We start from the raw sequence: 22,310 nt of genomic DNA, 5'->3' as shown, positions 1-22,310 counted from the left end.
ATACAACCTCCTTATTTTCTATTTTCCTTGGTAATGCACCCAACGTTTGGCCGTTAAGAAAATAACGGCGGTACAGGCCATGATGATGATGAATAAAATCCAGGCCATTGCGGACGCGTAACCCATGCGAAAATAATTAAAGCCATTATCATACAAATGCATCACGTAGAACTTCATTGAATTCGCCGGTTGTCCCGATCCCTGTGTCAACGTATAAGGCAGGGTGAATTGTTGAAACGCGCCGATGACCCCCATGACGAGATTGTAAAAAATTACTGGGGTTAACATCGGTATCGTAATTCGGAATGTAGTTTGAAACCAGTTCGCTCCGTCAACTTTTGCTGCTTCGTAATATTCCTCAGAAATATCGTTCAAGCCAGCCAAATAGATAACGATCGCCTGACCGATACCCCAGAGCGACATAAAAATGAGCGACGGCTTCGACCAATACTGGCCACCGAGCCATGGTGGACCCGAAATCCCCACTTGCGCAAGTAAATTATTAACCAAGCCGAATTCCGGATCTAACAACCATAGCCAAAGCACCGCTAAAGCAACGTGCGGAACAAGGGTTGGTAAAAAAAAGAATGTCCGATAATACGACATCCCTTTGACATTCAGATTCAACATCATTGCCAAAGCAATACCAAAAATAATACTTAACGGCACAAAGAGAATCGCAAAATAGACGGTATTATTTATCGATTTCCAAAACAGATCATCATTAAATAATGTGACATAGTTTTCGAGTCCAACAAATTTTCCAGGTTGTAAAATACTATAGGATGTTAAGCTATAATAAAGTGATGAAAATAACGGATAGCCGTAAAAGACCAACAGGCCAATCACCCAAGGCAAGGCAAACATCCATCCTACAACATTTTCCCTTTTTAAAGGCTTTATTTTCTTTTTCGGTATATTTATTAGACGATTTTTAGACACTCCCGTTTCATGTGCCACTGTTCAACCTCCTTTATATGATCAGTGATTCTCCTCAAAGCGTATTTACTAAAATCTATCATTAGATGGGGATGGAATAACAAAGGGGAAGTACCCCCCCTTGTCTATTGATCTCTTTTCAGAGCTTTATTGAATTCATCCGTATACTTATCTAAGAGTTCCTTTGGAGATCCATTGCCGTGTATCGCTTGGTCAACAGCATTCCTCTGTCCATTCCGAAACAGTTGACCTTGAGTCGTCACAGGACGTGCAATCGCGTGATCCAATGATTCAACAAATTGTTTCATGATTGGATCATCGGAATAAACCTCAATATTCACATCAGGGCGTGAAGAGAATTCATTACTGACTTCAATTTGCATTTTACTTGCCTCTGGGCCTGTAACAAATTTAATATATTCCCATGCTGCTTCCTCATGTTTTGCCCCTTTTGGAATAACCCAGGTCCAGCCCCCCAACATCGTTTTGGGATTTTCCCCTGTAATGTTTGGCATAGGCGTAACACCATAATTTAAATTGGGTTTGTATTTTTCAATCGAGGAAACAGTCCAGTTGCCACTGGGAAACATTGCAAGATTTTCTGCAATAAATGGTTCTTGTGGCCCTCCAATTTCAAAGTCTTGAAAGGAAGTAAAGTTTTCAACACCATATTTTTCACCGAAATCGACCATCCACTGTAGGGTAGTGACAAATTCCGGATTATTGGCTGTCAGTTTCCCTGCGTTTTTGTCAAACATCTCACCACCGAAATTTATAGCCCAAAGCATTAGATCAGCTTCGCCATACCATGGAACAAAACCAATTTGCTTGAAACGGTCCCCCTCTTTAATCATTAATTTATCTGCGGCTTCGGTCAATTCATCAATTGTTTTAGGAGGATTATCTGGATCTAATCCAGCCTTTTTAAATATATCCTTATTGTAAAACAACATCCGAGTATCCGCGGTAGTCGGAATACCAAAAAGTCTTTCTTTATAACTCGCCTCATCCCATGCGTCAGCGTAAAAATCTTCCTTTTTTACACCATCACGATCCGCCATGTCGGTTAAATCAGTGAATGCTTCTTGATTCGCAAATTGAGCAATCTTGAAACGGTCAAACCAGACAACATCCGGAGCCTCGCCACCGGCAATAGCAGCAGTTAGCTTCTTATTTTCATCAGAATGACCCGGCGTATACACTAAATTTACTTTAATATCGGGATTTTTATCTTCAAAGTACTTGGTGACAGCTTCTATGCCTTCTCCCTGGACACCTGTCATTGGATGCCAAATGGTAATGCTTGTTTTATCGCTATCTCCAACTTTTTCAACTTTTGAACCAGTGGATGAAGAACAACCCGTTAAAACAATAGAAAAAACAAACAATAGTATGAGAGAAACGAACCCAAATTTTTTAAATTTTTCCATGCAAATCCCTCCTTTATTTATTAAGCGCCTTTAAAGTCGCTTTTAGTTTGATTAATATTCTGTTTACCCGGGTTATAAATAAATCTAATTTAAATTGCTTCTCCTTAAGAAAGGTTTTTATTTATTGTTTTTTCATTCTTCCCTAATTTGGCCATATGCCTTATGGGCGGCTAAATTTCCCTTGCTCGACATTCATCCTACAATATTTGCTCAAGCTGGAGGCGCTCCCCGTCTAGCCCGCGAAAAATGGCGAACTTTTCTCCATTTGGATATAGGTTTGAGTCTAGAGTTATATCTATTTCAAATACAATGCCCTTACTCTTAAGTTCTGCCACTGCAGCCTCTATATCGTCTACAAGAATTGATAAATGGTTGACGGGTCCATTAAGCCCGTCCACCTTATTTCGTTCCGCATCAATAAACTCAATGACGCAGGACTGATTCCCGATAAACAGTAGACTTCCATTTTCGTAGTGTTCCCACACCGTTCGAAAACCAAGAATATTTTCATAGAACTTCCGTGATTCTTCAACATCTCGTACACTGATTCCTACATGACCGAATCCCAAAACTTTAAATTTTTCCATAGATCATTACCTCCTCCTCTTCTGTACTTGGGACTGGATACAATTCCAGTCCTGTGTCCATTGTTATTCTAGTAATCTATTTATTTACTACTACTGCCTTCTCCTTCTCCTTACTTACTACAGCGTTCTCCAGGGACATCTTGTATACATCGAATTGAGCATTAGCTACATTGTTCGCAATAAACTCAATTTTTCCAATATCATCACTAAAAGGGAACGCATAAGCAGTCAAAGCTGAGGTGTCGTTAACAAATATCTCTATAAATGAGTTGTCTACCATAACGGTGATGTCGCATATGCCGTTGTCCTTTTTATCGTACCAGCCTTTGATTGGATCGGTGATGATTCCCTCCACAGTCGGATCATTGGTGCTTCCTACCGGATTTAGATTACTAATTGGTGGGGAGTCATGGAATTCTAACCAACGTTTGATATGCCTGGTATTGGTTTTCAATATGGTTGAATTCGTTAAGTCCAAAGAATAGGTCCCTTTACGTGGGTTGAAAATGATATCTGTATGTTCTGGGGTGTCAGTAGCTCCTAGTATGCGAATAGTAAATTCCTCTTCACTCTTTATTGATGCACGCAAATCAAATGTTGTACTCTTTGTTTTGAAATCATAATTTCCACTAAAGTTCTCCAGCCTTACGGACTCTGCACTGCCGCTTCGTAAATTCCCAAATTCTCGTAGGGGCTTTATGATCAGTCGGTTATTCTCCCCCATGCTGATTTCTCGAGCGGAAATGGTGCAGAAAAAACGATCTTCTAATACATCGCCAAAAAGTTGAATTTTATCCGGATTATGGGAGAATGTGATGCAACGCCCCTCATCATCATATAGCATATTGATATCATCAAAAACCCCGTAATCAACAGGCCTAATATCGTGGTCGTGTGTAAACTGTGTAAGCTGATTTAAGGAATAGTCATCGTTCAAAGTCCCGACAATATGGATATTGTTTTTAAAAGGCAATACACCTCGACGTAAAACAAGCTTATCACCGAATACATAGACTGCCGGACACTCATATGTGACCGGGATAGGGTCTTTGTAAAATACATTCATATATTCCCAGTTTCGCATATCCTCCGATCGGTAGATAAGTATCGCCGCATACAGGTCTTCAACAATTGCTGTCGCAATCATAAGATTTTCACCGCCGTAACGGAATACAAAGGGGTCACGCCATTCAGTAACTTTAAAGTCGTGTATGGACATATCAATGACCGGATTCTCAGGTATTTGTTTCCAAGTGATCATGTCTTCAGTAGTAGCAACCCACTGTTCACTACCATCAAAAGCCGTCCGGTTAGGTCCAATACTTGTGTAAAACAGCTCTACTTTCCCATCCTTAATATAGCTACACCCGGAGAAGCACAAGGTTTCACCGCGGGAGGTGTCAGGAAACAGGGCGATCCCTTTATCTTCCCAGTTCAGTAAATCCTGTGATGTTATACGTGCCCACGGTTGGTATCCAGTATGTTTATCGGATCCCGGGGGAGTCTGATAAAAAACATGATATTCGCCATTGAAATAGATTGGAGCAGTAATATCGCCGACATGGCCCTTTTTACGTGTATAGTGATAACTTGGTCTGTGCTTCATTGTTAATACCTCCATGTTTTATAATTATTAATTTCCTTTTGACGACATAGAGATTGCCGGTAAATCTCCCCTATCGCCGCAAACATCAGCTTGTGATAGATAGATAAATAGATAGATATGACTGGATGCGTTTTATGTTATAATCAATATGGAAAATATAGATATGATTTATTTATTTACTTATTACAACGTCCTTCTTATCAGCTGTGGCGTTCTTCAGGGACATCGTGTATATATCGAATTGAGCGTTAGCGACATTGTTCGCAATAAACTCAATTTTTCCGATATCATCACTAAAAGGAAACGCATAAGCAGTCAGAGCTGAGGTGTCGTTAACAAATATCTCTATAAACGAGTGGTCAACCATAACGGTGATGTCACATTTGCCGGTGTCCTTTTTATCGTACCAGCCTTTAATTGGATCAGTAATGATTCCATTTGGTTCCTGTTTACTTAGTGGCGGAAAATCCTGAAATTCCAACCAATTTTTAACTGGATTGGTGTTGGTTTTCAACATGGTTGATTCCGTTAAGTCCAGGCAATAGGTCCCTTTTTGTGGGTTGAAGTGGATATCCGTATGTTCTGGGGTGTCAGTAGCTCCTAGTATGCGAATGGTAAATTCCTCTTCCGCCTTTATTGATGCACACATTTCAAAAGTTGTACTCTTCGTTTTGAATTCATAGTTTCCGCTAAAATTCTCCAACCTTACGGACTCCGCTTCACTACTTCTCAAACTCTCAAACTCTCGAAGGGGCTTTATGATCAGACGGTTATCCTCCCTAAGGCTAATTTCGCGAGCGGAAAGGGTACCAATAAAACGATCGTCTAAAACATCGCCATAAAGTTGAATTTTATCTGGACAATGAGAAAATGTTATACAGCGGCCATCCATATCATATAGCAAATTAATGTCATCAAAAATCCCATAATCAACTGGGGTTACGTCGCGGTCGTGTGTTATCTGGTTGAAGGAGTAATCGTCGTTTAGGGTCCCCACAACGTGGATGTTATTTTTATAAGGTAATACACCGCGACGTAAAACTAGCTTATCGCCGAACACATAGACTGCCGGACATTCATATGTCACCGGGATAGGGTTTCTGAGAAATACATTTAGATATTCCCAATTGCGCATATCTTTCGATCGGTAGATAAGTATCGAGCCGAACAGGTCGTCAACGATTGCATTCGCAACCATTAGATTCTCACCACGGTAACGGAACACAAAGGGGTCACGCCATTCGGTAACTTTAAATTCGTGGATAGACATGTCAATGACTGGGTTTTCAGGTATCTGTCTCCAGGTAACCATGTCTTCAGTAGTGGCAACCCACTGTTCACAGCCGTGAAGGGCCGGTCGGCTAGGTCCAACACTCGTGTAAAGCAGTTCTACTTTCCCGTCTTTGATATAACTACATCCACAGAAACACGCGGTCTCACCGCGGGATTTGTCCGGAAACAGGGCAATCCCCTTATCCTCCCAGTGCAGCAGATCATGTGAAGTTACATGTGCCCACGGCATGTACCCATACCCCTCAGAACCCGGAGAAGTTTGGTAAAAAGCATGGTATTCTCCATTGAAATAGATGGGAGCACAAATATCACCCATATAGTCCTTTTTACGTGTGTAATGATAACTTGGTCGGTGTTTCATTGTTAAGTTAACCCCCAGTTTTGAAGTTAATTTATTAACTTTTTTTGACGAATCCGCAGGTTCCCCGGTCGCCGCAAGCGTCGGCTTCTGGCCGACTAACACAATTGGATACGCTTCCAATTGGCTATATCTTTTTTCCAGCGACTCGACGAGTTCATATCAACCTCCCTTTCGTTATATTAATTATAAACCGAAAAAAAAAGCATTTCTATGTGACTTTGTTTACTTTATTGACTTATGATGACTTCTTTGATGCACACATTATGGATTCTCAAGTATCATTTTTGGGGATTGGTATGATTAATTTGCTTTTTATAAAATTAATCCTTTTAAATTCAAATCTGCTCCAATCCAATAAAATTTCCATTAATCTGTGTTGGAGAAGCCTGCCATATACTTCGTCCGCTTGTCCTAATGGAAAAGTATAGAGGTCAAGACTATCATTGGTGATACGGCCTATTCAGGGAAAAATAATTTATCTTATACAAAAGAAGAAAATATTGAATTGATTTCTAAACTTCATCCGATTACTATAACCGGAAATAGAAAGCCAGAGGATACTTTGATTTTAACAAAGATGCAGGCATGTTTGTTTGTCCAGCAGGGATCCTAGCAGTGAAAAAATGAAACAAGCACGAAAAAATGGAGAACGAAATTTGCGCTATAAATTTATGTTTGACATCGAAAAGTGAAGATTTGTCATTTAAGAGAAGGATGTTATAAGGAAGGCGCAAAAACAAAAAGCTATTACTTAACCATTAAATCGGTTCTCCATACGGAACAGCATGATTTCCAAAACAAAAAAAATTTAAACAACTTGCTTCCGAACGTTATAAAATTGAAGCGAAAAATGACGAGTTGAAAAACAGACACGGCTATAAAAAAGTCATTAGCACAGGTCTATTTTGCATGCAAATTCAAGGGGCCACAACCAACTTTGTGGTCAACCTCAAACGAATGATAAAACTTATAAACGAGAAAGAGCAAGAATAGGAAAGGAAAAGGACACTTTTGATATATACGCATCAAAAGCGTCCTTTTTTTGAAAACCTAATTTCTCAAAAAAACAATAGTTTTTCAGTGGCCTCGGGTAGTGCCCTTGCTTTTTCTGCTGTTCCTTCAACTCTCTATGCAAAGTTAATATTCCTGTCGCGACGCAATCGATCGTTGCGCATTTCAAGGCACAAACGGTTCAGCTAGAACGCCTTTTTCCATCGCGAAACTCAATCGGGGTCAAGCTTGTATTTTTCTTGAAAAACCTTGTAAAATATGCAGCCGAATCAAACCCTAACGCCGATGCAACCTCATGGACTTTCATCTGCCTGTCGGATAGCATTTCCTTTGCTTTATTCAAACGAACTTTCATCAAATAGTCCGACAGCATGCTCCCCGTAACTTGCTTGTATAAACGGGACAAATATTGCGGGTTCAAGTAAACGTTTTCAGCAATTCGGGTAAGGGACAAATCTCCAGACATATTTGCCTCTATATAATGGTGCACTCTCTGGATCACTTCATATCCCCTTTCATGCTGAACCGTTTGTTTCGATTTTATAATGATATCGGCTAAATTCTGGAAGTAAATCGTCACATCGTCCCACGAATCATGCTCTTGAATTTGAATCAACTTCATCAGATCGATATCCATATGATCCATCCCATTAAGGTCCCAATGATTAATGACATGTAAAAACAAACCCGTCAAGGAATAGTAGACTTCCAATTTAAGTTTAGAAGAAATTTGCCGATATAGCTTTAATTCATCCAGTAACTCCTGAAAAGTCCCCATAAAATCTTCATCTCTTCCGTTCAAAACAAATATTTTTAAGGCATCTATTTTCCCGATAACCATATGCAGAGACTGATTCTGAACTACCTCCGCGTCGTTCGATCTGTTTTCAGTCAGCAGCAGCTCCTTGCCTTCACCTAAACCACTCAATAAGAGAAGCTTTAACCCGTTATATCTTCTCCCTAATGTATCCCACGAAACCGCTCCGTTACTGAGCGCGAAAGAAATGGTACTTCCATACCAGCTTTTACATACACTCTGAACCGACTCTGTCACTCCTTCCATAAATACCCGGTTTCGTATCCAAACCACATCCGCCTCTTTCTCGGATTGCTTTAGCCGTTGCAACGGTTGAACGAGCAGTAAAAATTTCGAACGGTCCAAAGCAACTGATTGGAAGGTATAACCGGTGGTGGTGATGAATTCTTCAGTAATGGTTTGAATTGCAAACATTAACAAGGATTGATCGGAGTAACTTTCGCATTTACCCCATTCGTCAACCTGCCCCAGAACCATATAAACCGGATAATCCGCTGATAAAGGAATGTCCAATTGCTGAAACTGCCGTTCCAATGTTACCACGTCTTGGGTTATTCCGTTAATCATTTCCACGATAAAATCTTTTTGCAACGACTGTATGGCAGCGTTCAATTTTTGCTTCGTTTTCAGCATCATGTTTTCGGCATCTGACTTTTTCATAATATCTATTGCCGCTCTCCGGATCGTACGAATAATTTCTTCGTCTCCGTCCGTTTTGAGAATGTAATGATATCCACCGTTTTGCATCGCGGTTTGGATGTATGAAAAATCATTGTACCCTGTTAAAAAAATCACTTTGCAATTAGGCCAAAGTTGTTTTATCGCATTCTGCAGTTCCAATCCGGACATTTTAGGCATTCGGATGTCAGTCAGAACGATGTCAAACTTCATACGATTCAAACATTCCATGGCTTCTACTGCCGAATAGGCAGAGTATACTTCCAATTCCAAATCAGAGCTATCCGATAAAAGATAGGATAGGCTGTCTACGATAACAGGCTCATCATCGACGATCAACAAACGATACATGCTGCATTCCTCCCGTATTCATGATTTTGGAATTCGAAGAACCACGCGCAAACCTCCCGAATCCGCAGCCAAAACCTCCACACCGCTTTCCCCGCCAAACTTAAGCCTCATCCTTCTATGAACATTGATCATGCCGGTAACCTTAATATCGGTAGCAGGAGATTGAAGGCTCTTATTTGTGCTGGCAATATCCACTTGCGTCATTCCTTTCCCGTTGTCCTCCACCACAATCAGGTTGTAGTCGTCTTCTGAAGCGTAAAATATGTTTAATTTTCCGCCGTTCAACGTATCATTGAATCCATGTTCGTATGCGTTCTCCAGTATCGGCTGCAGCAGCATTCCAGGTATCGCTACAAATTGCATTTCGTGCGGCAAATCTTCAAAATGCACTTCTATCCGATGATAAAAACGAACAGACTGAATTTTTGCATAGTTCTTGGCGTGATTGACTTCTTCCAGCAAAGAAATTTCATCGAACGTGTTGCGCGTAATATACTTGAAATAATCACCCAAATATTTCGTGTAAGTGATAAGGTTATCCGTATCCTTACTTCTGGCCATCCTGTATAAAATAAAATATGTATTGTAAAGAAAATGAGGATTGATCTGGGCCTGCAGTTGCTTTAACTCAGCATGCTGCACCAACGTTTTTTGCTCATGATTTTCCCGTATCAAAACTTTGATGTTACCGATTATATCGTTGAGTTGCTGGTATATATAACCAAACTCATCATTTTTCTTATAATGAAGTTCCATGTCCAAATCGCCTCCTTCCATTCTCCTCGCCGCTCTGACCAAGACGTGCAAAGGTTGGTGGATAAGCCGGTAAAGCCAAAATGAATACAGACACAGCATAAAAAATACGGTGATCGATACGAGCCATACTAAAAAGCTGTATTTTTTTAGCGGACTAAATATGCGTTCTTTTGGAACGTAAGTGGCTAAAGCAACGTTGATGTAGTTTGAATATCCGTACGCAGCCAAATATTTTTCCCCGTTTACTTCTATCTCTCCATGATTTGTCTGATTGTCCCGAATATGCTTTTTGACATATTCATTAATGAACGGTTGGTCGGGATCTTCCCTATTTCCCGACACAATCCAATTCTCATCGACATTGATAAAGTGGGCCGTTTCGCCGTTATTCGCCTTTATAAATTTCAGCAAAGCATCCTCGATTTTCGGAATGGACAATTCGATGCCGAATAAAAAAAACGGTTGCCCGTGCACGTCGCTACCGACCTGATAAGGTACGCCAAGCAATAGCTTATTATTCCACAAAGTCATTTTCGGACCGACAGTAACCGTGGATTGTTGCAAGCTCTCCAATTGTTCCGCCGTTGGTTCGTTGATTTCATTCGGAGAAATCAACAGGTTTAACGAAGGATAGTATAAATTTACTGTTTCAATGTACTTGCCTGTTATCATCTTTAGCTTTCCCTGAATTCGCAAGATTGCGGTCAATTTCTCAAATTCACCCATCGTAGCCGACGAAAGGGCAAAATTGTGCAAATCCCTATCGCTAATAAACTCGTCCTGTAATTCCATGAGGTGAACTATTTCGCTTTCGAACGAACTCATAAAAAACTGATTTTGCGACATCTTCGATTGGATGAGTTTATCCTTTATATGATTGGCTGACGTATGATTGATATAAATACTTAGCGCATAAATCGGAACCATGATGATTAAAAGTCGAATAAGCAGCTTAAAAAACAATTTAAATTGCTTCAGTTTACGAAAAAAGACAATAATAACCCCCTCCTCTGTCGATTATTCACTAGGACTCTTCAAAAATTCATAACGGCGAGACCGGCAGAAGGTACAGTTTATTTTTACTTAGCCGGTCTTCCACCCGGGGGCCAAATTTTTTTCTATTCCCCGGTCAATCTTTTATTTAACGGCGTGTCGATCGAGCCCGGATGCAACATTCACCTGCATACGATGGTCGGTGAATTAGGTTGATGACGTGGTCTTTGATATCTTCACCAAGAGACATATCCGTCCACTGCAGCCCCAAGATACACATTCGTTTATATGTTCCACCACATTCAGTGAATCACAGAAGTGAGCAATTACTGCAGACGAACATGCATGGATAATTTGTAAATCATTGTCGATCAGCTTTGACATAGGAATTACTCCATTCATAGGCTATTCTGAATAGATTCGCCACAGTGATTTGGGATTCCTTTATTTAAACAAATCGATTCAAATTTCGTTATTTATTGGCGGAAGATGGATTAAAAAATGAAGTCAGGATCCTTGGATTTACTATGTACTAGTAATAGGGCTTCTCATCTACACACTGATACAATGGCAGGGTAAGGATCAAGATTGCCGAGGATATACCGTTGCGACTATATGAAAAAAATTTCCATAGTCCAACAGGAAAGACGATTCTGGAGCAGTTCGACTATGTGAGTGTAATAGAATTCAAAGAAACACCATTCATTGACGAAAAAAGAATGGTGTAGAATATTAACGAAACTAAGCGGCTAATCTTAAGGTGGTTGGGTCTTGATGGGAGCATATACCTAAAAAGGAATGAGGCCGGATAATCAAAAAATGTCGGATGGAAAAGCCAAAACGACGAAACAAGGGAAAGGAAAAACATTCCCCTATTCAAGTACGACTTTTTTGGGATAATGCCCAATTAAAAAGTCGAAAACAGTCATATTCTATTTTATGATTTGACATAATACGATTAGCGGAATATAGGACTTAATGTATACTTCAATTAATATCTTCTTACTCAATATTCTTCGTAGAATAGAAGCTTTTCCTATAGACCACTTGAAAAATTTCTTATTAATTATATCAATTTTGAGCATTATGTATGCCTGGCAAAATAAAAGGAGGAGTACGAGAACTTTCTCATCCCCATCTTAAACGACCACCTCCTTTGGAACAACTAAATCATAAATAGCCATATATGGACAATCATTGATTGTTGTTTTTGAATTATAATACCGACCTATTTTAAAATTGATAAAATAATTATAAAGCAAAAAAGGTATAATCCCCTTTGAATTAGGGGGTATTATACCTTTTATTTTCGGGTCTATTAAGCTTGAATGTTGATTTTAGCGGGTTCCGTTAATTGGAATGGGAGGCGGCGACTTCTGCGGGAAAAGCACGTCTACGTGAGATCCCGCAGGAGCTTTACGGAACGAAGCCTAAAATCCGCCACATCGTGTGGCAACGGCTTCGTGACCAAAACACCCTGTTGGCCTAAGAAGCCCACCCACGGAAGCGTCCGCCTTGAGCGGAAATCAACAGTATTCTATAATAGATCCCGAAATTATGAAGACTTTCCAGTGCTCTCATTAAATTCCTCGGTATCTTAAAAGGTCTATTATGCTCTTGAAACGTATGAACTATCTGTAGTATTGATAACTAATTTATCTCCAACATTTACGAAAAAAGGAACATTAACAGTTAATCCTGTTTCCATTTTCGCTGGTTTATGTCCACCGGAAGCTGTATCACCTTTGATTCCAGGATCCGTTTCTATTACTTCCAGTTCCACCGTGTTTGGTAAGTCAACGCCTAATGTTTCACTATTGTACATTAACACATGAACTTCCATGTTCTCTTGTAAAAATTTCAATTCATATTGAATTTGTGCTTCTGGTAGCTCTAGTTGCTCGTATGTTTCACTATCCATGAACACATGCATATCACCATTAGCATATAAATATTGCATCTTTTTATTATCAATTTGTGCGCGTCCTACTTTTTCGCCAGCACGGAAAGTTTTTTCTTGGATAGCACCATTTCGTAGGTTTCTTAATTTAGAGCGAACAAATGCTGCACCTTTACCTGGCTTTACATGTTGGAAGTCCATCACACGCCAAATACTGCCATCAACCTCTATCGTTAATCCTGTTCGAAAATCGTTTACTGAAATCATCTGATTTCCTCCTTCTCTCTACTATAAAATAATCAAGTCTTTTGTTGAATGTGTAAGTGTTTCATTGCCTGTTTCTGTAATCACTGTATCATCTTCAATCCTTACTCCGCCGATCCCGGGTAAGTAAATACCTGGTTCTACCGTTACAACCATACCGGGTTCTAACTTTGTTTCAGAGCGCGTAGACAATCCAGGTCCTTCATGCACTTCCAAACCTATTCCATGACCTAAGGAATGACCGAAATATTCCCCGTAGCCTTTTTCAGCGATATAATCCCTAGCAATTGCATCTGCTTCCATTCCCGTCATTCCTGGCTGGATTTGGTCCATTCCTCGTAACTGTGCCTCAAGCACCACAGAATAAATCTCTTTTAATTTTTCCGAAGGCTCCCCAACAGCAATTGTTCTCGTTATATCTGACACATAACCTTTATGTAGTGCTCCATAATCCATCGTAATAAAATCGCCAGTTTCAATTATTTTGTCACTAGCCACACCGTGCGGCAATGCCGACCTTGTACCAGAAGCAACAATAATATCAAACGAAGAGGATTCTGCCCCACTTTTTCTCATAAAAAACTCCAATTCATTGGCTACTTCCAACTCTGTTAATCCAGGTTTAATAAAATCTAGAATATGCTTGAATGCGGCATCAGCAATATCTGCTGCTTCTTTAATAATACTTAATTCTTGCGCACTTTTTATTAAACGCATATTTTCTAGTAGATTAGATATAGGAACAAACTCTGTTTCCACTGCTTCTTTATATGCATTCCACAAAGAGTATGACATATAATCTTGTTCAAATCCGAGCTTTTTAATGCCTAATTCTTTTACATGCTTAGCCACTTCTTTGCTAATCGAACCTATATGTTGAATTATGTCAAAGTCAGTGGCCTGTTTCGCAGCTTGCTCGGTATAACGAAAATCGGTAATAAATAATGCCTTATCACGGCTAATTAGTGCTACACCAGCAGTACCCGTAAAATTCGTTATATATCGGCGATTGTATGTACTAGTAATTAATAATCCATCGATATCATGGTTATTCATTCGTTCGCGTAGTTTATTAAGCTTGCCCATTCTACCCTCTCCCCTGTACATAATCTTTCATTGCTCGTAATGCAAGTTCATAGCCAAAAAAACCAAAACCAACAATTTGACCAATTGTTACAGGTGCAGTAACGGAATGACTCCTGAATTCCTCTCTTTTATGGACATTGGAAATATGAACTTCAATTACAGGTAGGCTATTTCCAGCTATCGCATCTCGTAGAGCAATACTGTAATGCGTTAATGCCCCTGGATTAATAAGAATGCCTTGAAACCCACTAGCTTCCCCCTGTTGAATTTCATCGATTAATGCACCTTCATAATTAGACTGCATGCAAACAACATCCAAGCCAATTCCCGACCCAATCTTCATTACATTTTCTTCAAGCTGTTCCAGTGTACCCGCACCATAAATATCAGGCTCACGCTTGCCGAGCATATTTAAATTAGGACCATTTAACAAAAGAATTTTCAACATTCTCACACCCTAAAAAAGACTGTTCATCTTGCATATTCTATCATAAATGATGAAATCAGTCCTAACCTAATTGAAATTTTTTAATGTTTCACATTTATTTTTTTCAAGTATCGTTGTTCATTATACTCATAAGAAATCGTATATCCGATAAACATACCGTATAGAATAAAAAAACATAATTCAGTAAGTATTGTGTTAATGTCAAGTTTATAGAATGGCTTCATCCCCGGGATTACGGCGGGTAAACCGATAAATAACAATATGTAGATAGCTAGCCCATATGCCAACCCCCAATAAAGAGAGGTTTTCTTCCTTAAGACGCCGTAATAGAATAGTGCGGCCAAGATTGAAAGTAGATTATATAAAATGATCGTAACTACCACACCTATCCACCCTGCTTTCCAAGCCCCGGGGATAGGAGAAATAATAATCGCAGGACTGATGGATGTAAAATGAAAATAATGAGCAAGATAGATAAATATAGTACCGACAGTCCCGCCAACAATACCAGTAATTATTGTTAGTATTAAAAGCGGCATTGGCTTTATTTCTTTTGAATTTTCTTTTTCCATTTAACACACCTCCATTTATTAGCATGTCCAGACTGGGTGTATTTTTTCATAAAATATATTCCTCTGGTTAAATTTTCATTTTTACAGTAAAATGAAAGGGAAGTATCATTTGATTTATTAAATTCAAAATAAGTTGGTGTCTATTATGAAGGAAACAAAAAAAGCTGCATACGGTGGGCAAGCAGTTGTAGAAGGCGTTATGTTTGGCGGAAAGCACCACACTGTTACAGCAATTCGCAGAAAAGACAGTACTATTGACTTTTTTCATCTTCCAAGAAAGACACGACCTGCACTAAAAAAGTTAAAAAAAATTCCATTTGTCCGAGGTATTGTTGCCATTATTGAAGCAAGCGCAAACGGTTCCCAACATTTAACATATTCTACTGATCGATACGATGTAGACCCCGCTGATGATGAGCAAATAAAAGAAGAAAAAACTTCAAAAACTACGTTAATACTAAGTGTTGCCGCTATCGGTGTTCTATCGTTTCTTTTTTCAAAGTTTATCTTTACACTTGTTCCTGTTTTTTTAGCAGCACTTACGAAGCCGATTTTCCCGGGTGATATTGCCCAAGTTTTAGTTGAAGGGCTATTTAAACTAATCCTTTTACTCGGTTATATTTACTTTATCTCAATGACCCCGATGATCAAGCGAGTCTTTCAATATCATGGTGCTGAGCATAAAGTGATTAATGCGTATGAAAATAATTTGGAATTAACAGTTGAAAATGTCCAAGCAATGTCACGACTTCACTACAGATGTGGTAGTAGTTTTATGCTTTTCACAGTTATTGTTGGTGTATTTGTTTATATGTTGGTACCAACGGATCCACTTTGGGTAAGAGTATTAAATAGAATTGCATTAATTCCTGTTGTTTTAGGTATTTCATTTGAAGTACTACAATTGACGAATAAGGTTCGACATGTGCCTATTCTGCGCTTTCTTGGCTATCCAGGATTATGGCTACAATTGTTAACAACGAAAGAGCCCGATAATAAACAAGTGGAAGTTGCTCTTGCCTCGTTTAATGAACTTCTAAAAGTGGAAAAGGTGAAGGAAGAACAATTAAAACTTGAGAAAATCGTATAACAAAAGTATAAAAAAAAGTCTTATTGGGGAAAATGCTCATTACTCCCGAGGAGGTGGCGCTCTTGAAAGTACGAAAATGGTTAATAGGTGTATTCATCTTTTTTGTGGCGATTGGTGTTGCGGCAAATTTAATACTTAATCCACTTAATATCGTAAAACAATTATTATTCGTAGGTCTTATGATAGCTGTTATTTATGTTATCTATCGAATCTGGAGTGGAAAGAAACCTGATGCTAATGCGAAAAGGTCGTATGCAATGGCTGTAAAGCAATCAAAAAAACGAGTGAAAAAACAGCAGACTGCTAGTAAGTTCAGCAGCCCGCCCAGACAAAAACCATTACGAAAAAAGTCAACTGCTCATTTAACAGTTATTGATGGCAACAAGAATAAGCCTAAAAGTAAGAAAAAAGATAGAGCAATATATTAGAGGCCAGCACGATGCAGGTCAAACGGACGTGGCGTTCTTAGTCCGTGTTCCTAAACTGTTCTTAGTTAATGTTCTATTTAGCGAGTATCTTACACATACAATAAACAAAGAATTTCGACTTTCGCTTTCAGTTAATATGTCCACGTTTTTAAGAATAATTTAGCCCGATTTCGCCCTCTTTCAATGAGGGCGTCTTTTTTTTCATCTGTTAACGAAAACTCAGTTGTTAATCCTTCTTCCATCGGTATGAAAATAATATCTTTTTCATATTTCCTAGAAATATATCTAGCATCATGGGCTTCTTTCATTGTACTGAATAACCCTTCAAATAAATTCAATCCATTATTAATTACCCTTTTCGGTTGCTCTTCCGGTTTATAACTCAATTTCACGCCAATTATTGGTCTAGTTCTTTGATTTTGTTCATTCTCAAACAACCAAAGAGGAAAATTACTGAGTAAGCCTCCATCTACAATAATATTTGTCCCTGAAAGCGAACGGAGTTTGATAGGCTCGAAAAAAAAGGGTAAACAACTACTCATTCTAATTGCTCTGGCTACTGGAAACGTCTCTTTAGGAATTCCATATATACCTAAATCATCTGGTAAAACTAAGAGACTACCTGCTGTTAAATCCGATGCAATCACCCGTAATTTATTTTTCGGCAAATCTGCAAAAGTATATATACCTTTGACAGCCAATTTTTTACCAAGCCATTCCTCTAACGCATTGCCGCGATACAAGCCCATTTTCCAGTATAACAATAACCATTTAGCTATTGGAAATGGTAATAATGTGCGACGATGATCTAAAAATTCTTTTACTTCTGTTTCCTTCATTAATTTAATTATTTCCTTACTCGTATATCCAGCTGCAATCAATCCTGCCATAATTGCGCCAGCGCTTGACCCCGCCAGTCTTTTAAATACAAATCCTTTTGATTCCAACACTTCGTATGCCCCCATCAGCGCAAAACCTTTAATACCGCCTCCTGAAAATACTCCATCAACTTCCATCACCCACACACCCTCTCTAAAAAAGTGCTTATCATATCTTTAGAGGAAAGTGTAGATAATTAGAACAAAAACAGGCGACCTATTGAAGATTCGCCTGTAATTAATTTTTGGCCCAAATGATGTGGGTCACAACGGAGTTGCCACACACCGTGGCGTACTTAGCCGTTGTTCATTATGTCTAGCTTCAGGAGTCAGGGGGCTAGAGGTCTTTTTTATAACCCACATTTTAGTTGTGCGTTACAGTTATCGCATGTATTACAGCCGCCAATTTCCATTATTTGTCCTTTTCTACACACTGGGCAAGTGTTGCCTAGTTCCGAACCAATAGTCACGCTTGTTGAGCGTAAATCTTGAATAGTATCAACTAATACAACTGGCTGTTGCTGTTTAAACTCAAGTTGTTCACTAACTTCCATGTTATTGTCTTCAGCTTTTAATGTCAGGACCTGTGAATCGCGGCTTCCATCGACATACACTGTGCCGCCTTTTGCTCCACCTCTATATAGACGCTCATATACTTGCTCAACTTGTTCGACGGAATAGCCTTTCGGAGCGTTCACTGTTTTCGAAATTGAACTGTCTATCCAGCGTTGGATAACACATTGCACATCTGCATGTGCTTCAGGGGCAAGCGACATTGCTGTAACGTACCAGTACGGCAGATGATCAGCTTCTACATCTGGATTATCTTGTAAATACTCTTCGACGATATCCGCCTTCACTTCAATAAACTTCCCAAGACGACCGCTACGGTAATATGTGAATGAGAAATAAGGCTCTAAACCTGTAGAAACGCCAACCATTGTTCCAGTGGATCCCGTTGGAGCAACAGTTAACAAATGCGAATTTCGAATTCCTGTTTCCAAGATCGATTCACGAATATCTTCAGGCATTTGCTTCATATACCCAGTATTAATAAATGCTTCACGTAATCTACTTGTTTCTTCCTCCGTTTTTCCTGTTAAGAATGGGAAGCTACCTTTTTCTTTAGCAAGTTCCACAGATTCGCGGTACGCAGTGGTAGCCATTGCTTCGAATACTTGATCGACAAGTTCATTTCCTTCAGGCGATCCGTATTCCTTCTCACAATAGATTAATAAATCAGCAAGACCCATGACACCAAGGCCGACACGGCGTTCGCCAAGCGCCTGTTTCTTATTATCTTCTAGGAAATACGGTGTAGCATCGATAACATTATCTTGCATTCTTACGCCAATTTCCACCGTTTCTTTCAACTTCTCAAAATCAACTGTTTTATTTTCTCTATCTACCATTTGAGCAAGATTCACAGCTGCTAAGTTACAGACTGAGTATGGTGCAAGTGGTTGTTCCATTTTTTGTTATCCTAAAGGCTTTTTATCCTCTAGTTCTTACAGTTGATTTCCTGTAAGCTCAGCATACATTTTCACTGCCTTCTCACAGTGTTGCGGTCTCGTGCGTACATTATAGTCTCTTTCGAGGATCAGTACGTATGCGTTGCCCCTGACTATAGCTTTACCTTTAGCCTTCGGTTCGGATTGGCAATCTCAGCTTTCCCGCTTTATCCCGCAATGTTTAACGTGAGGCGAACTTCACCACACGGGTTTGTTGCAACTACTTTTTGTCCGTACGCTTTTGCATTCGTCATTTCGTTCGCATTGTCAATAAAGAAAATGCCCGGTTCTGCAGAGTATGTGGCACAAATATTAATCAAGTTCCATAATTCTTTCGCCTTGATTTTTCGGTATGAGCGGATTTTATAACCCATCCTTTTCCATTCGCGCACATCTCCAACTTTTTGCCATTCTTCGTTATATACTTTCATCTCTTCCGCATCATAATTTTCAACATCCGGGAAGCGTAAGTCGTATTCTTCATCATTTTCAACAGAATCCATAAATTCTTTCGTGAGACAGACAGAGATATTGGCACCTGTCAAAAACTCAGGATTATGGACTGAATATGTACCACCTTCAGTCAATTTCCCTTCGGCCTCACGGAAGATTCTTTCGTCAAAACCACCGAATCCAGGGATATTCCGATAATTGAGTACACCTTGATACAACGCTTCTTCGGAATCAGTGAGAGGTGTAAATTTCAGCTTGTCCTTCGCATGTTTCTTAATAACAGGGTCAGTTGTATTTTCAATTAAGAACTTTAAAATACGCGGATTTTGCATTTTCGAAATAATAAATTCAACAATATCGGGATGCCAATCCGAAAGCATAATCATTTGGGCACCACGCCTGGATCCACCTTGTTCCACAAGATGCGTTAGTTTAGCAATATCATCAAGCCAAGATACCGAACCAGAGGATTTTCCGTTTACTCCTCTTGCTAGTGTATTACGCGGTCTCAATGTCGAACCGTTTGTTCCAACACCGCCGCCGCGGCTCATTATTTCCATAACTTGTTTACGATGTTCGGAAATGCCTTCACGTGAATCTGTGACAAACGGCATTACATAACAATTGAAAAAAGTGACTTCTGTTTCTGATCCTGCTCCGTAAAGTACACGTCCCGCTGGCACGAAGTTAAGACTTGAAAGTTCTTTATAAAACTTATCGAACCATTCCTGTCTTTTTTCTTCTGTTTTTTCTACCGAGGCAAGTCCCGTAGCATTGCGCTTGGCAATCTGTTCGTAGAAAACCTCCAGTGGCTTCTCGATAATATCGATCGGACGAACAATGATCCCCGTTTCCCTTCCTTCCGGTTCATCAAGCGAGCTTCGGAATTCTTCTTCTACGATGACACTTGCTGTATTCTCCTCCCAATTAATCGATTGCAGGTATCCAAGACCTCTTGCAGGAAACTTTGGATCTTCCTTTATTGTTAATACAACAAAATCACCGGCTGTTAACGTAATTTTCTCCGTATCTTTAAATGCATAGCGATCAAGCATTACAAGCCGTGATACCCCTTTATGTGTTATCTTCATCTCAGTTGTTATAGGATGAACCTGTTTAAACAATTTAATATCCTCATTAAGGCTTTCCACATTTAACTTGTTCTTTTTCGTATACGCTTTAGACATTGCAACAACCCCTTTAAATATTCTCTCAGCCATGCTTTAATAAGCTAGATGACTCTTATGTAAATTTACCATATTACCGCGTTTGAAATCAATCTTAAAACACAATATACAGTATGGTTATCTTGTTCATAAACACTATATATAGTAATATTCACATTTATCAAAATGCAATGTTGAATATTACTTATAGAGGAGGCGATAGCTTCCCTAATAAATGAATAAAAACACAATTTATTCAATAGGCATTACACTTGCAATTTTTGTATAAGAGACACATATTAGATATTACCAGGTTTCAACTACATAAAAGTTTAAAAAAGTATATCTTGCCACAATAAAGTCGAATTATGTATAAATAAACAAATTAATTTTGATTCATAGGCCGATGACGAATATAATAGATATTGGAGTCATTTAGTAGAAGGGGGAAGGAATAAATTGACAGCAGTTTATACGATGCTTGTTTTACTGGGAGCAATTATTGCATTTTCTTTATATAATTACTTCCGTCAAAAAAAAATCTTGAAGACCCTCACAGAAGAGGAATTTCGAGCAGGATACCGCAAAGCGCAACTTATTGATGTGCGGGAATCAAATGAGTATGAAGGTGGACATATCCTTGGAGCACGCAATATTCCTATGTCTCAACTGAAAACACGGATAAAGGAAATTAGACCTGACAAGCCGGTTTACCTTTATTGCCAAAGTGGGATGCGTAGCGGTAGGGCTGCACTTATGTTAAAAAAGAAGGGCTATAACGACCTCTCTCATTTACAGGGTGGTTTCAAAAAATGGTCTGGTAAAGTGAAAATGAAAAAGTAAATTACAGGCAAACCGCAGAAACATATTCTGCGGTTTTTTTCGAAAGGAGAAACAATGATTCTCAAATCTGTACAGTATAATCCAATCAATCACGGTCAATTCCCTTTTTCTCTACCCATTTTGCAAACGCTTAATAAGCTTTCCTTTGAACATCCTATCACGATTCTCGTTGGAGAAAATGGAAGCGGAAAATCCACAATGTTAGAAGGTATTGCTGCTGCGGCAAATCTACCTGTTGCAGGAGGAACAGAATTACATGATGACATTGATTTAATTCATGCAAAAAAACTGGCAGAAACATTAAAGTTATCTTGGTCCTATCAAACAAAAAATGGATTTTTTTTAAGAGCAGAAGACTTTCTTGCATTCGTAAAAAGAATAAAAGCGATGAAACAAGACGCTGAAATGGAACTTACAAAAATTGAAGCGGAATATAAAAATAAATCAGCTTTTGCTAAAGGGCTAGCATCTATGCCACATATGAGAACATTAGATGAATTAAAAGGATTATATAACGAAGGACTCGATCAACGTTCACATGGTGAAAGCTTTCTTGACTTTTTCCAATCACGTATTAAACCAAACGGGCTTTATTTACTTGATGAGCCAGAAACTCCTTTATCTCCTATGAGAGAATTGAGTTTAATAAGCATCATTTTGGATGCGGTAAAAGAAGGCTCTCAATTTATTATCATTACACATTCGCCAATGATCATGGCACTACCTAATGCACATATTTTTAGTTTTGATACACATCCCCCTTCCTTGATAAGATATGAAGACATTGAACATGTACAAATTATGAAAGATTTCCTTCACTCTCCTCAAACCTTTTTGAGACATTTATAG

Annotated in this window: 16 protein-coding genes and 2 pseudogenes; 4 read left to right on the top strand and 14 right to left on the bottom strand. The window is 39.0% G+C overall.

From position 1 onward, the window contains the following. Nucleotides 1-18 precede the first annotated feature (18 nt). From MHB53_RS25890 to MHB53_RS25840, 11 genes are all read right to left on the bottom strand, one after another. Nucleotides 19-960 (bottom strand): carbohydrate ABC transporter permease, encoded by a 942-nt coding sequence (locus MHB53_RS25890; protein ID WP_340924239.1) that lies wholly within the window; start codon nt 958-960, stop codon nt 19-21. A gap of 104 nt (nt 961-1,064) precedes the next feature. Continuing rightward, nucleotides 1,065-2,369 (bottom strand): ABC transporter substrate-binding protein, encoded by a 1,305-nt coding sequence (locus MHB53_RS25885; protein ID WP_340924236.1) that lies wholly within the window; start codon nt 2,367-2,369, stop codon nt 1,065-1,067. A 197-nt stretch (nt 2,370-2,566) separates the two neighbouring features. Then, entirely contained in the window at nt 2,567-2,956 is a 390-nt protein-coding gene (locus MHB53_RS25880) for a VOC family protein (protein WP_340924233.1), read from the bottom strand. 76 nt (nt 2,957-3,032) lie between these two features. Then, nucleotides 3,033-4,562 (bottom strand): glycoside hydrolase family 32 protein, encoded by a 1,530-nt coding sequence (locus MHB53_RS25875; RefSeq protein ID WP_340924231.1) that lies wholly within the window; start codon nt 4,560-4,562, stop codon nt 3,033-3,035. A 172-nt stretch (nt 4,563-4,734) separates the two neighbouring features. Beyond that, nucleotides 4,735-6,336: a glycoside hydrolase family 32 protein gene (locus MHB53_RS25870; protein ID WP_340924228.1), complete on the bottom strand. Its 1,602-nt coding sequence runs from the start codon at nt 6,334-6,336 to the stop codon at nt 4,735-4,737. A 1,072-nt stretch (nt 6,337-7,408) separates the two neighbouring features. Further along, a complete protein-coding gene (locus tag MHB53_RS25865; RefSeq protein WP_340924225.1) occupies nt 7,409-9,073 on the bottom strand; it encodes a response regulator transcription factor in 1,665 nt (554 codons plus the stop codon). A gap of 18 nt (nt 9,074-9,091) precedes the next feature. Continuing rightward, the gene (locus MHB53_RS25860; RefSeq protein WP_340924221.1) at nt 9,092-10,792 is read right to left on the bottom strand and encodes a histidine kinase; all 1,701 of its coding nucleotides are present in this window, start codon (nt 10,790-10,792) and stop codon (nt 9,092-9,094) included. 1,639 nt (nt 10,793-12,431) lie between these two features. Then, on the bottom strand, nt 12,432-12,989 hold the full coding sequence (gene efp / locus MHB53_RS25855) for an elongation factor P (RefSeq protein WP_340924219.1): 558 nt from the start codon (nt 12,987-12,989) through the stop codon (nt 12,432-12,434). A 21-nt stretch (nt 12,990-13,010) separates the two neighbouring features. Next, nucleotides 13,011-14,072 (bottom strand): M24 family metallopeptidase, encoded by a 1,062-nt coding sequence (locus MHB53_RS25850; protein ID WP_340924217.1) that lies wholly within the window; start codon nt 14,070-14,072, stop codon nt 13,011-13,013. 1 nt (nt 14,073) lies between these two features. Next, nucleotides 14,074-14,520 carry a type II 3-dehydroquinate dehydratase gene (gene aroQ, locus MHB53_RS25845; RefSeq protein ID WP_340924215.1) on the bottom strand — a complete coding sequence of 149 codons (447 nt, stop codon included), beginning with the start codon at nt 14,518-14,520 and terminating at the stop codon, nt 14,074-14,076. Nucleotides 14,521-14,600: 80 nt separating this feature from the next. After that, nucleotides 14,601-15,092, bottom strand: a complete 492-nt coding sequence (locus MHB53_RS25840) for a YqhR family membrane protein (protein ID WP_340924213.1) — start codon at nt 15,090-15,092, stop codon at nt 14,601-14,603. A 145-nt stretch (nt 15,093-15,237) separates the two neighbouring features. Here MHB53_RS25840 and MHB53_RS25835 point away from each other — a divergent pair, with 145 nt between their 5' ends. After that, nucleotides 15,238-16,182: a DUF1385 domain-containing protein gene (locus MHB53_RS25835; protein ID WP_340924210.1), complete on the top strand. Its 945-nt coding sequence runs from the start codon at nt 15,238-15,240 to the stop codon at nt 16,180-16,182. A gap of 62 nt (nt 16,183-16,244) precedes the next feature. After that, nucleotides 16,245-16,610: an SA1362 family protein gene (locus tag MHB53_RS25830; protein WP_340924206.1), complete on the top strand. Its 366-nt coding sequence runs from the start codon at nt 16,245-16,247 to the stop codon at nt 16,608-16,610. 131 nt (nt 16,611-16,741) lie between these two features. Here MHB53_RS25830 and MHB53_RS25825 read toward each other — a convergent pair whose 3' ends face one another. The 3 genes and pseudogenes from MHB53_RS25825 to MHB53_RS25815 all read right to left on the bottom strand — a co-directional run. After that, nucleotides 16,742-17,626: a patatin-like phospholipase family protein gene (locus MHB53_RS25825; RefSeq protein ID WP_340924203.1), complete on the bottom strand. Its 885-nt coding sequence runs from the start codon at nt 17,624-17,626 to the stop codon at nt 16,742-16,744. Between the two features lie 212 nt (nt 17,627-17,838). After that, nucleotides 17,839-18,957, bottom strand: a pseudogene (locus MHB53_RS25820) (vitamin B12-dependent ribonucleotide reductase); the annotation flags it as partial. A 242-nt stretch (nt 18,958-19,199) separates the two neighbouring features. Continuing rightward, nucleotides 19,200-20,639 (bottom strand): annotated as a pseudogene (locus tag MHB53_RS25815) (vitamin B12-dependent ribonucleotide reductase); the annotation flags it as partial. A gap of 456 nt (nt 20,640-21,095) precedes the next feature. Here MHB53_RS25815 and MHB53_RS25810 point away from each other — a divergent pair. Both MHB53_RS25810 and MHB53_RS25805 read left to right on the top strand, forming a co-directional pair. Next, entirely contained in the window at nt 21,096-21,461 is a 366-nt protein-coding gene (locus MHB53_RS25810) for a rhodanese-like domain-containing protein (protein ID WP_445661548.1), read from the top strand. A 54-nt stretch (nt 21,462-21,515) separates the two neighbouring features. Then, nucleotides 21,516-22,310 carry an AAA family ATPase gene (locus MHB53_RS25805; protein WP_340924199.1) on the top strand — a complete coding sequence of 265 codons (795 nt, stop codon included), beginning with the start codon at nt 21,516-21,518 and terminating at the stop codon, nt 22,308-22,310.

The organism is Bacillus sp. FSL K6-3431 (assembly GCF_038002605.1).
Taxonomy (GTDB): domain Bacteria; phylum Bacillota; class Bacilli; order Bacillales; family Bacillaceae_C; genus Lederbergia.
The sequence above is the reverse complement of the archived record's forward strand: the minus strand, read 5'-3'. Positions and strand labels throughout refer to the sequence as shown.

Excerpts from the sequence above, each read along its gene's own strand:
- MHB53_RS25810 (WP_445661548.1), top strand. The coding sequence starts at position 21,096 with ATGCTTGTTTTACTGGGAGCAATTATTGCATTTTCTTTATATAATTAC.
- MHB53_RS25805 (WP_340924199.1), top strand. The coding sequence starts at position 21,516 with ATGATTCTCAAATCTGTACAGTATAATCCAATCAATCACGGTCAATTC.
- MHB53_RS25885 (WP_340924236.1), bottom strand. The coding sequence starts at position 2,369 with ATGGAAAAATTTAAAAAATTTGGGTTCGTTTCTCTCATACTATTGTTT.
- MHB53_RS25850 (WP_340924217.1), bottom strand. The coding sequence starts at position 14,072 with ATGGGCAAGCTTAATAAACTACGCGAACGAATGAATAACCATGATATC.
- MHB53_RS25825 (WP_340924203.1), bottom strand. The coding sequence starts at position 17,626 with ATGGAAGTTGATGGAGTATTTTCAGGAGGCGGTATTAAAGGTTTTGCG.
- MHB53_RS25835 (WP_340924210.1), top strand. The coding sequence starts at position 15,238 with ATGAAGGAAACAAAAAAAGCTGCATACGGTGGGCAAGCAGTTGTAGAA.
- aroQ (WP_340924215.1), bottom strand. The coding sequence starts at position 14,520 with ATGTTGAAAATTCTTTTGTTAAATGGTCCTAATTTAAATATGCTCGGC.
- MHB53_RS25875 (WP_340924231.1), bottom strand. The coding sequence starts at position 4,562 with ATGAAGCACAGACCAAGTTATCACTATACACGTAAAAAGGGCCATGTC.
- MHB53_RS25840 (WP_340924213.1), bottom strand. The coding sequence starts at position 15,092 with ATGGAAAAAGAAAATTCAAAAGAAATAAAGCCAATGCCGCTTTTAATA.
- efp (WP_340924219.1), bottom strand. The coding sequence starts at position 12,989 with ATGATTTCAGTAAACGATTTTCGAACAGGATTAACGATAGAGGTTGAT.
- MHB53_RS25865 (WP_340924225.1), bottom strand. The coding sequence starts at position 9,073 with ATGTATCGTTTGTTGATCGTCGATGATGAGCCTGTTATCGTAGACAGC.
- MHB53_RS25880 (WP_340924233.1), bottom strand. The coding sequence starts at position 2,956 with ATGGAAAAATTTAAAGTTTTGGGATTCGGTCATGTAGGAATCAGTGTA.